Source organism: Psychrobacter sp. BI730 (assembly GCF_013414195.1).
Lineage (GTDB): Bacteria > Pseudomonadota > Gammaproteobacteria > Pseudomonadales > Moraxellaceae > Psychrobacter.
The window spans coordinates 193,615-207,652 of sequence record NZ_JAATTV010000007.1 but is presented as its reverse complement, the minus strand read 5'-3'; the positions used below and the strand labels follow the sequence as shown (position 1 = coordinate 207,652).

Genomic DNA, 14,038 nt, shown 5'->3' with positions numbered 1-14,038 from the left:
TATGTTTGGCATGGTTTCCAGCCAGTTGTGAGTGCATTAGTTATTGTAAAATCCTCTGCCACTTTTGCAAGAGGTCTATTAATCTCTATTATTTCTAATCTTATGCTAAAAACTAGACGTAAAAAAGCCGACATATTTGTCGGCTTTTTTATTTTTAAAGTGAGCTCAATTAGCGGTTTTTACGTGGTAACTTTTCTGGTAGATAACAACGTAAATAAGCAATAAATGCTGTATTTGCTTCTTGGATATACTCTTCAGTAATACTCTGATGGCGGCGATATGACAAGGTGAATATGGCATTTACGATGCTATAAGCAATCAACAAGGTATCTTGGATATCATGGAAGTTTGGCATCTCATAACGCTCTGACAAACGCTTATAGACCAGATCAACGATTTGATGATCCATATCTTCACCAAAGCTGTCACCTTCAAAATCAGGTGTATTGGTGTCATAGATAAGCTTGGCTTTTGTCTCATCGTTATGGAATATCGTAATACAATGATCGATAAGCGCCGTTAAATACCCTTGCCATCTATCATAGTTACCAATATCGACCGTCTCTACCATCTCTAATATTTCAATCGCATTCAAAAAACGTAATGCTAAAAATATTGCTTCAATATTAGGGAAAAAGTGGTAAGCAGAGGCTCTTGGTATACCCGCTTCTTCACACACAGCTGCTAACGTAATATCGTTAATAGCATGCGTTTCGCTCAATTTTTTGGCACCAGCCAATAGTTTTTGACGACGTGCACGGCCTTGTTGGCTAGTAAACTTAAACTTATTAGGTACAAGCTTTTTTGCCAATTCCGAATCTACCAACACATCTTCAATCTTTTCGTCTTTATTATCACTCATTGTGAATCTCTTAATGTTGCGCCCTATTTTATAAATATAATCTTCATTGAATAGTAATTATCCTCAAATAAAGGATAGTTGCCTGTTGGCTAAAATATAAAGCCTGTATGGTCACTACTATATTCAATGCAGAGGCATCATAAACGCTTGCACATTATCAAGCAAGGGACATGAATAGGTTAAAAAACAATACTACGATCAGCAATTTAATAGAGCTAACCGTCTAATTTTATAAAGTTAATCATTGAGTTTTATTTTCGCCCTTATAATACCATGATCAGTGACTCTATCGGCATAGTCCCACTTTAAATGATCATTAAAATAATCGACCCGTTCGACATAACCGAGCGAAAACTTACTATCGGGCAAAAACTCTTCTGAGACAAATAACTGGTCGATAACTTCTGGCATACCTTGATATATATGGGTATAGGCAACATCTTTCATCCAGCCATATCTTGCTTGAATCCGAGCAGCATCAAAAAGTGCAACATCACGCATACTTTTATCGTAATTAACCTCCCCAGTTTCTGTCATTAACTGAGTAGTCACGCTACCTGTGACATCATTCATATCGCCCAATAGAATCAATGGTTCACGGGTATGTTGCAATCGCTCTATAATAGACATACGGATAGAGGCCGCTTCTGCCGCGCGCATACATAAACTACGAAGCTTGGCGCGAACTCGAATATTTGGATCGTCCATGTCTTCTAATAGGTCACCATTTTCGTCACGTAAGAAAAAAGCACGTTTGCTTTTTAGATGCGCTGTAATAATTGTGATGGGCTTCCCGTAGGCGTCAACACGTAATACTAATGGAGGACGGTTGAAGCGTTGATAAGGACCGATATCAGGCACATCAATAATGGCTTTTGGTGCTATATCCTCTAGCAAACTGGTTTCTAACTGTTCAAATCGGCTGATAATACCGACAGCAGGTGTATTCTGTGCACCCATGCCTTTGGTATATATACTCGAGCTATCGTTACTGGCAAGTGGAATGACCGCCTGCTCGGGCTTGAAACCTAGTGAAACAGCCAGCGCTTCTAATGCATCACTATCCCAAACCTCTTGTACTGCGATAATGTCAGCGTGCGCTTTAGCCAATAAATCTGTAAGACCTCGCAGCTTATGTTCATAGGCTTTATCGTTATAAGCTGGCGCATTTTCATAATAAGTTCGATTAGGGTTTGAAAAGTTCAGCAGGTTGGCTGTTGCGATATAAAACTGTTTATTGCCTTCAGTGTTATTACTCATATATTCCCCATCGCTCTCATTATTATAGTACATAATATTCACGTATATGTATACGCTGCAAGTTTTATGCCTAAAAAAACTCCCAAAGTTAAACTTTGGAAGTTTTAAAATAGCATAAATGTTGATAATTAGATTTATTAATAGAACTGGACATACAATTAATCTATTTTAAGTAATGGTATAGCAACCTCTAATATTAGCTAATTACTAAATGCATTGGTTGCCAAGCTGTTTGCCTAACCGTTCTATTAATTATTTAACTTGTCTTATGATACGCGGTTCCATGCATCACGTGATGCTTGACGCGCTTCGTTCCATTCCATACGAGACTCACCTTTTACTTCGTGCCATGAACGCTCTAGGTCTGTTTCATGATCTTCAAAACGAGCATCTACTGGATAACGAGCACGGTTCGCATAACCGACTGCATATGCTGGATGCAAGTCACGGTCGAAATCGTATTCTTCTCTATGGTAGTCAGCGTTTACATACTCTGCACGCCAGTACGCTTCTTCGTGAGTTGGGTCAATAGCTTCTGCTGCTGCATGACCTGCGCCGCCACCAACGATAGCACCAATAGCACCACCGATTAGCGTACCTAGTGGACCTGCCATCGTACCAATAGCTGCACCTGCTGCTGCACCGCCTACACCGCCGATACCTGTACCTACTGGATGTGAACCTGGCTCACCGGTAATGATGTCTGCGTTTAAATCTTCTTTTGTCTCTTTTGACATATGTTTTACTTCACTGCGATCGATAGCATCATGGTTACTCATAGTATTGTCCTTAAATTATTTATTATTTATTGAATTATTTATTTGCTAATTATTAGCGATCTTACTAAATCCAATTGAAGTATAGAAATTTATAGGTAAGTACAGATAGGCCGATTATGTAAACTGTGTCCGTATTGCGATTATCTTGCGTTACAGCCTGTATCTTTATCACATCTGTGTACGGCAGCCTCATACTTTGAGTAATCATAAATGTACGATCACAATAAATTTACTAAGTAAATCAATCTTATAACGGCATTAGAGACCTTTTGATAGCCTGCTGCCATTTAGCAAGATGTCGCTCACGAGCATCAGTCGACATACTTGGTTCAAACACGCGATCTACCTGCCATGAAGCTTTCATTGTCGATTCATCATATAACCCAGTCTTTAAACCTGCGAGTAGTGCCGCGCCCTTCGCTGTAATCTCTGTATCTCTAGGACGTAATACCGGAACACCCAACAAATCTGCTTGGAACTGCATGAGTAAATCATTATTTGCAGCGCCGCCATCTACCCTCAGCTCAGTCAAAGGATGAGGACTGTCCTTTTGCATAGCGATAAGCACATCATAGGTTTGATAAGCAACGGCCTCCAATGCAGCGCGAGCAATATGTGCCTTAGTAGTGCCGCGGCTCATACCAGTGATGCTAGCACTGATATCCGAACGCCAGTAAGGCGCGCCCAATCCAGTAAAAGCAGGTAATAGAACAACATCTTCGCTACTGTCCACTTGACGGGCTAAGTCTTCGACATCACTACTCTGCTGAATCATACCCAAATTATCACGCAGCCATTGAACGATAGCCCCTGCCATAAAGACACTGCCCTCTAGAGCATAAGTGACTTCCTTTTTAGGTGGCTGTAGCATGCGTTTGCCTGACTGTACGATTTGATCAAACGATAAATTATCAGGACGAATTGGTGAGGTTTTACGTTGCCATGCGATGGTAGTTAGCAGCTTATGCTCGCTCAATTTTGGCTGTTGGCCAATATTCATCAGCATAAAGCAGCCTGTGCCATAAGTGTTTTTGGCCATGCCTGCATCAAGGCAACCTTGCCCAAAGAGCGCTGCTTGCTGATCACCCAATACTGCTTGAATAGGTATTTGCTTTGCAAACAGGCCTCTTTTGGTTTTGCCAAAATCACCGTCGGATGGTAGTACTTTAGGCAATATATGCATAGGTATAGCAAATCGGTCACAGAGTGCCTCTGACCACGCCAGCTTATGGATATCAAATAACAATGTGCGAGAAGCATTGGTCACATCAATGACATGCTCCCCGCCTGTGAGCTTATAAATCAGCCAACTATCAATCGTGCCAACCGCTATCTCCCCTCTGCTGGCTCGTACACTCAGCTTCGGGTTATTTTCGAGTAACCAAGCAATCTTACTGGCACTAAAATATGGGTCTAAACGCAGACCTGTAATACGCTGAACCTCATGTGCCATGTTGACGCTATCAACGCTCGGATGCACAGGGTCATTCATACTATTGCCAGCGCTTTCAGCAGCGAGCGTCTTACAGTAATTTGCGGTACGCCTGTCTTGCCAAATAATGGCGGGAGCCAGTGGCTTACCAGTTTGCTTATCCCACATCACAATCGACTCACGCTGATTGGTAATCGCGATACTGGTAACATCGGTGGCAAGCAGTCCTGCCCGATTAATAACATCGTGTGCACAGCTAATCTGAGTTTGCCAAATTTGCTGTGCATCTTGTTCAACGAATCCAGCTCTTGGTGTTTGCAGCGTCGTTGGCTGTTGTACCATTTTGATAGGACGCGCATGATCATCGTACAATATCGCTCGACTCGATGTGGTCCCTTGATCCAACGCTAAAATATACCCTGCCATGACACACCCTCTACTAATATTATTTATTCTACTTAATAGCCATTTAGTGACTATTCATTGACTGATTCTTATTAATTGCTACTTATTGAGCATTTTTTATTTGTTAATTACTGCCTAAATGCTTTCATAATGAGATTAAAAACAAAATCTAACTAAAAATAAATCGCTTGAATCTAAAATACCTTGTTGGCTATGTTGTTACTTATAAACAGATATTTAAAAATTAAATCAAACCTCTATCATACTGCTACTGGTCGCACAATAGAAAACGGCAAAATACTGAGCATTGACCCGTCACCATTGTGGCTCTACAGTGTACCTCTTATGACGAATGACCGCTTGTTAGCGCTTTCAATATAGACGTATTTTCATATTAGAATATGAATGATTTATTTAAGCATCATTCTTTCGCTAGCTAGCAAATAGTCTATAATAGTTCAGCAACTTTATATCCTGAGCAATGAAACTTATCGGTGCTGTTCCTTATTTTATAATACCTTACATTCTAATTAATGGCTTATGTGACTTATGAAATTCATTTTATCAGCGCTACCGACTGCTATGATGACAGTTGCAGTCATGAGTGTGCCTGTCATGACTTACGCGAGCACTGCCGCTGACAGTATAGAAGTATCAGATGATGTTACACCAGTGGCTGTGACACAAATCATAGATGCTGATAGTCCAACTGATAATGATAAACCAGCTGTCGCGCCTTTTCTTACAGTACCAAACCCTCAAAACTTTGAGTCGCAGGCACTGTCTACGCTTGTTGACCCTATTACACATAAAACAGTCGATAACAGCTACGCACTAGACGTCTCAAGCTTTTTAAGCTTAGAGCAAGCGCAAAAGCTGCTGGTACAAGTATCACCTAAAATTGCTGCCAATCAAGCAGCGATTGCTGCCAGCGAATACCAAACTGACGCGCTCAGAACTATCGACAATCCGCTCGTATTTGCTCGAGTATCTGCCAGTGCCTATCATTTAGATGAGGATATAGACTTATCTTCTCTCAGAAGCGGTATCGTCAACGAAGTAAACAATGGCGTAGATAACATAGTCCCTCCTACAGCAGACCTACCAGACTTTGGTGAGCTGGTCGGTGAGCGTATTCCCGACTCTTATAACTTCAAGCGCTCAGGCTCTACGTCGGGTGCAGGTCTTGGTGTCGTTTGGCCTATTTATACTGCTGGGCGTACAGACGCATTGACTGGCGCCTCGGATGCACGTACACAAGAAGCGATGGCTGATAGCGTACTGGATAAAAATGAGCTTTATAATACGTTAATTGAGCGTTATTTTAAGGCACAGCTAGCGATTATCGCTGCTTACTTACGAGAAGACGCTTACGATACATTGCAACAGACCGACCATATGGCCGAGCGTCTGTTTGAAGAAGGTTTTATCTCACGTGTCGATAGACTAGAAGCACAGTCAGCGCTTGCGGATGCCAAGAGTGAATCCGTCAATGCGAATAATGACGCGCGCCTAGCCATGATTGCGCTACAGCGTCTACTACGTACCGACTACCGTATTAAACCGACCACGCCATTGTTTGTCTCTAGTCGCCCTCTACCAGATGTGAGCTATTTTCAGGACTTGGCACTAAACAACCATCCCGGACTGCAAAAAGTTGCAGCCAAGCGGGCACAGGCTCAGCAATTGCATGCGCTATCAGATACGGGCTACAAGCCTACGGTATTGCTATACGGTTATGGTCAGGTAGAGAAAGATCCAAGCTGGGTCGCTGGTATATCTGCCAGTTGGAAACTATGGGGCGGACTCGATAAAGCCGCATCATTAGCATCCAGTAGTGCCAAAATACGTCAGGCCGACCTCTCTGAGATTGAAGTCAGTGACAATTTATTGCTACTGGTAGAAAAAAACTGGCACGATGTCAATAATGCTCAATCACGCTATCAGGCATTGCAAAGTAATGTTGATTTGGCAGCAGAAGTATTGCGATTACGACGCTTAGGATTACAAGAAGGTGTAAATACTACCGTTGACGTGGTGCAGGCACAGACGCAATCGCTGAAGGCACGTACCGAGCAAGCACAAGCTGCCAATGACTATGTACAGTCACTGGCTGCCCTTATGCAAAGCTGTGGTACGCCACTTGCTTTTAATGCTTATCTCAATGCCGCTGATATTCAATTGCCTACTTTATATACTGAGCAATGATTTGATGTGATAAGCCATAAGTCGTGCTGATAAACGCTTTGTATTACCATAAAGCCGTCATCGAAAATACTATTACCAACCCTATTACGAACAGCTGCTTTTATGAAAAAATTGACCTCTAAATCGATAAAAAACTGGCTACAGACGTTACTAGAAACGTGGCGTATTGCCAATAACTCTAATGTTTGGGCGCATTGCGCAAGCGTAGGTTTCTTTGGATTCTTATCAATTTTTCCCGTGATGGCTGTGTTTGTTCTACTTTATGGTCTTGCGTTTTCTCTCGCCGAGATGCAAGAGCAAATCTCGCTTTTGAGTCAATTTATACCTGATACAGTATATGAAGTGCTCAACTCCCGTCTGAACGAGTTGGTTTCTACAACTACGTCTGCTCTGACTTTCAGCCTGCTTATATCGTCCTTGCTCGCACTTTATGCGGGCTCCAAAGGTATCAAATCTTTAATTATTCTTATTAATCTTGCGTTTCATATTACGCAAGAGCGTAGTTTTGTACAAAGCACGATTCGCGCAGTTGGTTTGACCTTTGCAGCAGTAGTCGTATTGATTATCGCGGTCTCCTCTATCGCGATTATTCCTTTGGGGGCGGCCTACTTCCCTTTCCCTCAGATAGCAAAGACAATTGCGCTTTGGAGCAGGTGGCCAATATTGACAGGTATCATATTCTTAAGCTTTTTGGGTCTTTATCGCCTAGCCCCAAATCGTGATGCCGTCGCTCTCAAAAAGTTGATGCCGGGCGCTGCGCTGGCAACGGTTTTATGGATTATATTGTCCATCTTATTTTCAATTTATGTGCAAAATTTTAATAACTATAGTGCTGAGTTTGGCGCGCTTTCAGCTGCTGTGGTCATTATGCTATGGCTCTATTATTCAGCATTTATCGTCGCTCTTGGTGCTATTTTTAATTCTGAAACCATAGACAACGCCAAGCCTTATGCGTTTCGAGTGTACTAGTAATAAACCCTTTATTTTCAACTTTGTTGCTTTAGGAATCTCATTGTCATGACAGAATTACCACGTGAATCAGACGACTCAAATAAATCAACTGATGCAACCGAGTCAGTGACCTCTCAAGATACACAAAATTCAGTCGATCCTGTAGAAGACGTGTCTGATATTAAACCAGAGCAACCGACACCTACTTATAATCGTGACGCCTCTAAAACTGACAAATCTGCACGTATGAAAAAAGGATTACTTGCACTATTCATACTGATTGTCCTTGGTACGATTGCGTACGGCTTATACAAAAGTAATGCGCATAGCGAGCCAGAAGTTATTACGCTACAAGGGCAAATGCAGATGCAGCAAACGTCTATCGCTGCAAAAGTACCAGGGCGTATTGCCCAAATTATGGTAACAGAGGGTGATACGGTAACGGCTGGTCAGCAACTGGTTGAGATGGATTCGCCTGAGATTAATGCCAAGATTAATCAAGCACGTGCTGGTAAGCAAATCGCGCAAAGCCAATTAGACAAAGCAGAAAATGGTGCGCGCCCGCAAGAAATCGCCCAAGCAAAAGCCGCTTGGCAAGCCAATAAAGCCGCGTCTGACTTGGCAGAAAATACCTATCAGCGTGTCAATCGCCTTTACGAAGAAGGACTGATGGCGCGACAAAAGCGCGATGAGGCGTATGCGCAATATCTCGCTACTCAAGACCAAACCGAAGCAGCCCGCTTGCAGTATGATCTGGCGCTAGAAGGCGCACGTACTGAAGATAAGTCAGCGGCCACTGCACAAGTCGCACAGGTCGATGCAAAACTTGATGAGGCGTTAGTAGCAAAAGAGGAAGCGAACCTAAGAAGTCCTATCGCTGGTATCGTTGATAATGTCATCGTGAGTGCTGGAGAAGTCATCGGTCAAGGGGTTCCGCTCCTGACGTTGGTGGATACCAATGACCAATGGGTGGTACTTAACGTCACTGAGTCTTACTTAAATCAATTTGCTATTGGTCAGACATTTACGGGTACTATCCCAGCACTGTCATCAGCGGATAAACCTTATACAAAACAGTTTACCGTCTATGCGACATCGACCCTATCAGACTTTGCCACTTGGCGTCCGACCAATAATGATGATGGTTTTGATGTGCGTACTTTTGAGGTAAAGGCACGACCATCTAAGCCCGATGCTCGTATCCGCTCAGGTATGAGCGTGGTCGTACGTATCAACCCTACTCCTGTCAATCAGAACCAAGAGTAAGCCATGCACTTGACTAAGTTAAGTGAGGCTTTTTTACGCAGTGCAGCCTACGAGCGCCGTTTTTTGGCAAAAAATCATTGGGACTTTAGCATGGTGGTATGGATACCACTGGCAACGGTGCTGCTAATATGGTGGATATTTTCACAGACTCAAATTACCGATTTGCCTATCGGAGTCATCGATCAAGACAACAGCGCTGTTGCCAATACTGCCGTCCGTTACTTAGAGGCCAGTCCTACTTTGACGGTCAGACAGCTGTATTACTCCCAAGCGGATGCAGAGGCTGCCATTTTACAGCGCGATATTTACGCTGTCGTCATTATCCCAGAGGACTTTTCTCGTAATATCTTATCGAGCCAGCCTGCTCCGTTGACTCTACAAGTTAATGCACAGTACGGTACGCACTCTGGTATTATTCAGGCAGGTGTCCAAGCGGTCGCTAGCACATTATCCGCAGGTGTAGAGATCAAACGTTTGGTCAAACAAGGCGTAGCGCCATCACAAGCGATGACGGCTTACGCGCCTATCAGTGTGCAGCGTATTAGCTTGTTCAATGCTGCGACCAATTATCAGCAGTTTTTGGCTTCGACCGTCATACCTGCCTTATTACATATATTGGCGATGGTCATTGGTGCAACGACGATTGGCCGCGAGTTACGTGATAAGAATATCGGTCGCTGGTACCGTTTTATTGATACAAGAAAGCCTCATTTAACGTTATCCAGAGCTACAAAAACGTCATCTTCGCTATCAACCAAACAAGATAGCAGCGATAACAAAACATCATCTTCAAGCGTAAAAGTGCCCAAATCGGTCAGCCTATCAGTGTTGATATTTGGTTTATTGGGTAAATACTTTTGGCCAATACTGGCATATAGCTTGTGGTCAGCGTTGATATTGTGGCTGGCAACGTCCAATCAGAATATCAACATCATGTCTCTCGTGGCAGTTTATGCTGGGTTTTTGTGCCTAATGATATTGTCGTTTTGGCTAGGTGCTATTTTTACTTTGAATTCTTTTTCATTACGTATGGGTCTATCGACCACCGGATTTATTTCAGCGCCTTCTTACGCCTTTGCTGGTGTTACTTTTCCTTATATTGCGATTAGTGATAGTGCGCAATATTGGTCAAATGCTCTGCCGCTAACGCATTACCTAAAGCTTCATATTGCACAGTTACAAATGCAAGCACCGCTCGCCATATCGCTACCTATCGTCTATGGCCTCATGCTTGCAGCCATAATAGCGCTAATACTTGCGGCACTATTAACCAAACGCGCATTGGCGCATCCTGAACGTTGGGGAGCACGCTAATGTCTGCACAATCAAACAATACACACTCAAAAACCAAATCAACAGTCACCCCCGCCCCACAAGGTTTTTGGAACAGCTTGATTCAAACTCTCAAAGACGTCTTTGGCGATAAAGGCGTACTTTTGATGTTGATTATTGCTCCTATTATCTATGGGTTTTTCTATCCTTGGCCTTACTCATCTGAGGTAGTCAACCATGTGCCAGTAGGTATCATTGATCATGACAACAGCAACTTATCGGGTACTCTCGTTCGCTATGCGAGTGCTAGCCCATATTTAGATACTGAACGATTTATCAATGAGCAGGCTGCCAAAGAAGCCATATGGTCAGATCAAATTGCAGGATATATGGTGATCCCAGCTGGTCTCGAAGAGCAAGTTCAGTCTGGAGAGCAAGCGCACGTCAGCGTACTGGGTAATGGCGGTTATTTTATTTTAAATAAAAACGTCCAACTGGGTTTCTCTCAAGCGGTAGGTACGGTATCCGCCGGCATAAAGGTAAAGAAAAGCATTGCGAAAGGCGCTTATGCACCTACCGCAGCACAGAATACGCAAGCTGTACCGCTACGGATTATGCCACTATATAACCAAACCGAGGGCTATGGTGCTTATGTCGTACCTGCTGTCTCTGTTATTATCTTACAGCAGACACTTTTGATGGCGACAGCAATGCTGATTGGCACATGGTATGAGCAGCGCCGTCACAGTACGAGTGTACGTGGCTGGTTAGGACGTATTGGAGCGCTAAGCTCACTTAGCTTTATCGTTGGCTGCTTTTATTATGGGTGGGCGTTTGAGCTACATCATTATCCACGCGGACAAAATATGCTTGGTACGCTGCTATTTTTGGCACTGTTTTGTCCGACAGTCGCAACGCTCGGCTGCGTGCTCGGATTATGGTTCCGGCAGCGTGAGCGCAGTATGCAAATATTAATTTTTATCTCATTACCGATATTTTTCTTAAGCGGCTACCCTTGGCCAGCAGACCAATTGCCTAAAGTATTACAAGTAATACGTTGGCTCGTACCGACTACGCCTGCAATCAATACCTCTGTGCAGCTTAACCAAATGGGTGCCAGTGTCTCTCAAGTCGCTATAGGATTTTATGCGTTGGCTGGCTTGTGGTTGCTCTATTTTGTTTTATTGCTATTTTTACGCAAGCGTATTCCGCAAAGAAGAGCCTACTTGTAAACCTTCAAATTAATGAAACCTATGAGCATAAAAAAAGCGCCTGTACTATTAATAATATAGTAGCAGGCGCTTTTTTATTTATACGATATAAATAGACAATGGTTTAAAACACTCGGTTCAAACCATTCAATGCTGCCACACGATAGGCTTCTGCCATCGTTGGATAGTTGAAAGTCGTATTTACAAAGTACTCAAGCGTATTGTTACTCTTACACTTCATCACGGCTTGACCGATATGAATAATCTCTGAAGCGTGGTTACCATAGCAATGGATACCTAGAATTTCTAACGTATCACGATGGAATAATATCTTTAATACGCCCGAACGTTCACCGATAATTTGGGCACGTGCCAGATGTTTAAAGAACGCCTGACCCACTTCATACGGAACTTTTTCATCCGTGAGCTCTTGCTCTGTCTTACCGATACAAGAGATCTCAGGAATCGTATAAATACCCGTAGGCACACTAGATACTGGCTCAGCATCGCTATCACCGACCATAAAGGCAGCAGCACAGCGCCCTTGGTCGTAGGCGGCAGAAGCTAACGATGGCCAACCGATGACGTCACCAGCAGCATAGATATTGTCGACGTCCGTACAGTAAGTATCATCTACTTTTAGCTGACCACGGCCGTTTGCTTTTAGCCCAATGGCTTCTAAGTTCAAGCCTTCAGTATTACCTGAGCGACCATTTGACCAAAGAATGGCATCAGATTTGATGCGCTTGCCGCTCTTTAAGTGTAAAACCACATAATCATCATGAGTCTCAAGATGATCAATCTCTTCGTTACTACGGATAAGCACACCGAACTGTCTAAAGTCATGCGCGATGGCATCACTGATTTCGCTGTCTAAGTAGTTGAGCAATTGATCTTGGTTATTGATTAGATCAACTTTGTAGCCAAGACCAGTAAAGATAGACGCGTACTCACAACCAATTACCCCTGCACCATAAATGATGATTTTTTTGACCACATAATCCATTTGCAAGATTTTGTCAGAGTCAAAAACGCGTGGATGGTTAAAGTCTAAAATCTCAGGACGGTAAGGACGACTACCGACAGTAATGATGGCTTTATTGAAAGTGATGGTTTCGTACACATTTTCATCGACTTCAATACGTAGCGTATGTGCGTCAATAAAACTTGCCCAACCTTGAATGACTTCAATACGGTTGCGCTCATAAAAACGTGTGTGGGTACTGACTTGACGACGGATAACTTGACGCGCCTTAGCCAATACTTCATTTAGCGGTACTTGTTTATATTCCATCGCCTTGGTAAACATTGGATCGCGGCGGAAATTAATCAAGTTAAATACAGATTGGCGCAGTGCTTTACTTGGAATTGTACCGACGTGAGTAGAGTTACCGCCTACTTGATCACGTGGATCGACAACGACCACTCTTTTACCAGACTTGGTCAGCTTCATAGCAGCGGCTTCACCGGCAGGGCCCGCCCCTAAAACAACGGCATCATACTCATACTCATGATCGTCACTTTTTAGACGGCGAGAGTCTTTGGTAAAACCAGATTTAATATCGATTCGTGTATCATCAAGCGGATTCACTAAGTCAGGATGATGCATGACATCATCAGTCACTTGCTCGTGAGTCTGCTCTATCTTTTCTTTTTTGTTCTTACCTTCGGTATGTTCAGGGCTTGGCACGTGTCCGCTAGATTTATTTGATACTTCGGTATGAATATCTTTACCAGTATCATTGGTCTCGTCGCTTGCACTTTTACTTACCATGATGTCCTCTTTATATTTATTTATCGAGTAAATGTTTGAGATATAAATGAATCAATATGTAGATGAGTTTGTATCATGTAGATAAATGAATGCTGCCCTACTAAGGCATGCCCACCATACGTTGTGACAATATGTTTTGCAATGTCCAGTGACCAGTAACGCTCTGTTGCCTTTCATCAATCTGCGGGCGGGCGCTAATGATGTACTCTGTACCAAGGGTTGGTTTGAAGTCGTCGATCCAGTCATAAGGAATCTGGAACACGCTACCGTCTTTAGACTTAGCAAGTAGGCACTGCATTGGCAGTTCTGAGGCACAGGCCACACGGTTTGGCATGACGGTCAGTGTCTGCGCTTCTCCTAATACGATACTTGGAATATAGCGCGGCTCAGGTACTGGATCCTTTGCAAATGGTGATGTTTGACAAGCACTCAGTAAAGTTGCTGCACTGATTAAACCTGCCATCAACAACGATGGCTTTATAGATTGATAGGCTGAAATCATAATATTCTCTATATGATAATTATCTAGGATGAAATGATGTATGTTTATTAGTGTTTTTTGCGCATTTATTAAAGCTGCCTGAACACTTATTGATACCGATTGAACAGATACTGTTT

The 14,038-nt window shown here is 43.0% G+C and carries 11 protein-coding genes; 5 read left to right on the top strand and 6 right to left on the bottom strand.

All coding sequences use genetic code 11. The features are described 5' to 3' along the window. Window positions 1-169: 169 nt before the first annotated feature. The 4 genes from HCZ91_RS07465 to glpK form a co-directional block, all read right to left on the bottom strand. Window positions 170-862, bottom strand: coding sequence for a TetR/AcrR family transcriptional regulator (locus HCZ91_RS07465; RefSeq protein ID WP_101205430.1), 693 nt, complete (start codon window positions 860-862; stop codon window positions 170-172). 237 nt (window positions 863-1,099) lie between these two features. Then, window positions 1,100-2,122, bottom strand: a complete 1,023-nt coding sequence (locus HCZ91_RS07460; protein WP_179798887.1) for an endonuclease/exonuclease/phosphatase family protein — start codon at window positions 2,120-2,122, stop codon at window positions 1,100-1,102. Between the two features lie 266 nt (window positions 2,123-2,388). Further along, entirely contained in the window at window positions 2,389-2,901 is a 513-nt protein-coding gene (locus HCZ91_RS07455) for a hypothetical protein (protein ID WP_179798886.1), read from the bottom strand. Between the two features lie 247 nt (window positions 2,902-3,148). Further along, window positions 3,149-4,759 (bottom strand): glycerol kinase GlpK, encoded by a 1,611-nt coding sequence (gene glpK / locus HCZ91_RS07450; protein WP_179798885.1) that lies wholly within the window; start codon window positions 4,757-4,759, stop codon window positions 3,149-3,151. A 528-nt stretch (window positions 4,760-5,287) separates the two neighbouring features. Between glpK and HCZ91_RS07445 the strand changes: the two genes are divergently transcribed. The 5 genes from HCZ91_RS07445 to HCZ91_RS07425 all read left to right on the top strand — a co-directional run bounded on the left by HCZ91_RS07445 (window position 5,288) and on the right by HCZ91_RS07425 (window position 11,667). Beyond that, complete coding sequence (locus tag HCZ91_RS07445) at window positions 5,288-6,946, top strand: TolC family protein (protein WP_179798884.1); 1,659 nt, start codon at window positions 5,288-5,290, stop codon at window positions 6,944-6,946. Window positions 6,947-7,048: 102 nt separating this feature from the next. Then, the gene (locus tag HCZ91_RS07440; protein ID WP_179798883.1) at window positions 7,049-7,915 is read left to right on the top strand and encodes a YihY/virulence factor BrkB family protein; all 867 of its coding nucleotides are present in this window, start codon (window positions 7,049-7,051) and stop codon (window positions 7,913-7,915) included. 48 nt (window positions 7,916-7,963) lie between these two features. Beyond that, the gene (locus HCZ91_RS07435; RefSeq protein WP_179798882.1) at window positions 7,964-9,163 is read left to right on the top strand and encodes an efflux RND transporter periplasmic adaptor subunit; all 1,200 of its coding nucleotides are present in this window, start codon (window positions 7,964-7,966) and stop codon (window positions 9,161-9,163) included. A 3-nt stretch (window positions 9,164-9,166) separates the two neighbouring features. Beyond that, complete coding sequence (locus HCZ91_RS07430) at window positions 9,167-10,477, top strand: ABC transporter permease (RefSeq protein ID WP_179798881.1); 1,311 nt, start codon at window positions 9,167-9,169, stop codon at window positions 10,475-10,477. Continuing rightward, window positions 10,477-11,667: an ABC transporter permease gene (locus tag HCZ91_RS07425; RefSeq protein ID WP_179798880.1), complete on the top strand. Its 1,191-nt coding sequence runs from the start codon at window positions 10,477-10,479 to the stop codon at window positions 11,665-11,667. The genes HCZ91_RS07430 and HCZ91_RS07425 overlap by 1 nt, the downstream gene beginning before the upstream one ends. A 103-nt stretch (window positions 11,668-11,770) precedes the next feature. On the opposite strand, the gene sthA is transcribed toward HCZ91_RS07425, so the two are convergent. Together sthA and HCZ91_RS07415 are read right to left on the bottom strand one after the other, a co-directional pair. After that, on the bottom strand, window positions 11,771-13,420 hold the full coding sequence (gene sthA / locus HCZ91_RS07420) for a Si-specific NAD(P)(+) transhydrogenase (RefSeq protein WP_057759390.1): 1,650 nt from the start codon (window positions 13,418-13,420) through the stop codon (window positions 11,771-11,773). A 100-nt stretch (window positions 13,421-13,520) separates the two neighbouring features. Further along, window positions 13,521-13,922, bottom strand: a complete 402-nt coding sequence (locus tag HCZ91_RS07415) for a DUF4377 domain-containing protein (protein ID WP_179798879.1) — start codon at window positions 13,920-13,922, stop codon at window positions 13,521-13,523. Window positions 13,923-14,038 lie beyond the last annotated feature (116 nt).

What these genes read in the sequence shown, in the direction of transcription:
- HCZ91_RS07430 (WP_179798881.1), top strand. Translation starts at nt 9,167, where the DNA reads ATGCACTTGACTAAGTTAAGTGAGGCTTTTTTACGCAGTGCAGCCTAC.
- HCZ91_RS07440 (WP_179798883.1), top strand. Translation starts at nt 7,049, where the DNA reads ATGAAAAAATTGACCTCTAAATCGATAAAAAACTGGCTACAGACGTTA.
- HCZ91_RS07435 (WP_179798882.1), top strand. Translation starts at nt 7,964, where the DNA reads ATGACAGAATTACCACGTGAATCAGACGACTCAAATAAATCAACTGAT.
- HCZ91_RS07455 (WP_179798886.1), bottom strand. Translation starts at nt 2,901, where the DNA reads ATGAGTAACCATGATGCTATCGATCGCAGTGAAGTAAAACATATGTCA.
- HCZ91_RS07465 (WP_101205430.1), bottom strand. Translation starts at nt 862, where the DNA reads ATGAGTGATAATAAAGACGAAAAGATTGAAGATGTGTTGGTAGATTCG.
- HCZ91_RS07460 (WP_179798887.1), bottom strand. Translation starts at nt 2,122, where the DNA reads ATGAGTAATAACACTGAAGGCAATAAACAGTTTTATATCGCAACAGCC.
- HCZ91_RS07445 (WP_179798884.1), top strand. Translation starts at nt 5,288, where the DNA reads ATGAAATTCATTTTATCAGCGCTACCGACTGCTATGATGACAGTTGCA.
- sthA (WP_057759390.1), bottom strand. Translation starts at nt 13,420, where the DNA reads ATGGTAAGTAAAAGTGCAAGCGACGAGACCAATGATACTGGTAAAGAT.
- HCZ91_RS07415 (WP_179798879.1), bottom strand. Translation starts at nt 13,922, where the DNA reads ATGATTTCAGCCTATCAATCTATAAAGCCATCGTTGTTGATGGCAGGT.
- HCZ91_RS07425 (WP_179798880.1), top strand. Translation starts at nt 10,477, where the DNA reads ATGTCTGCACAATCAAACAATACACACTCAAAAACCAAATCAACAGTC.
- glpK (WP_179798885.1), bottom strand. Translation starts at nt 4,759, where the DNA reads ATGGCAGGGTATATTTTAGCGTTGGATCAAGGGACCACATCGAGTCGA.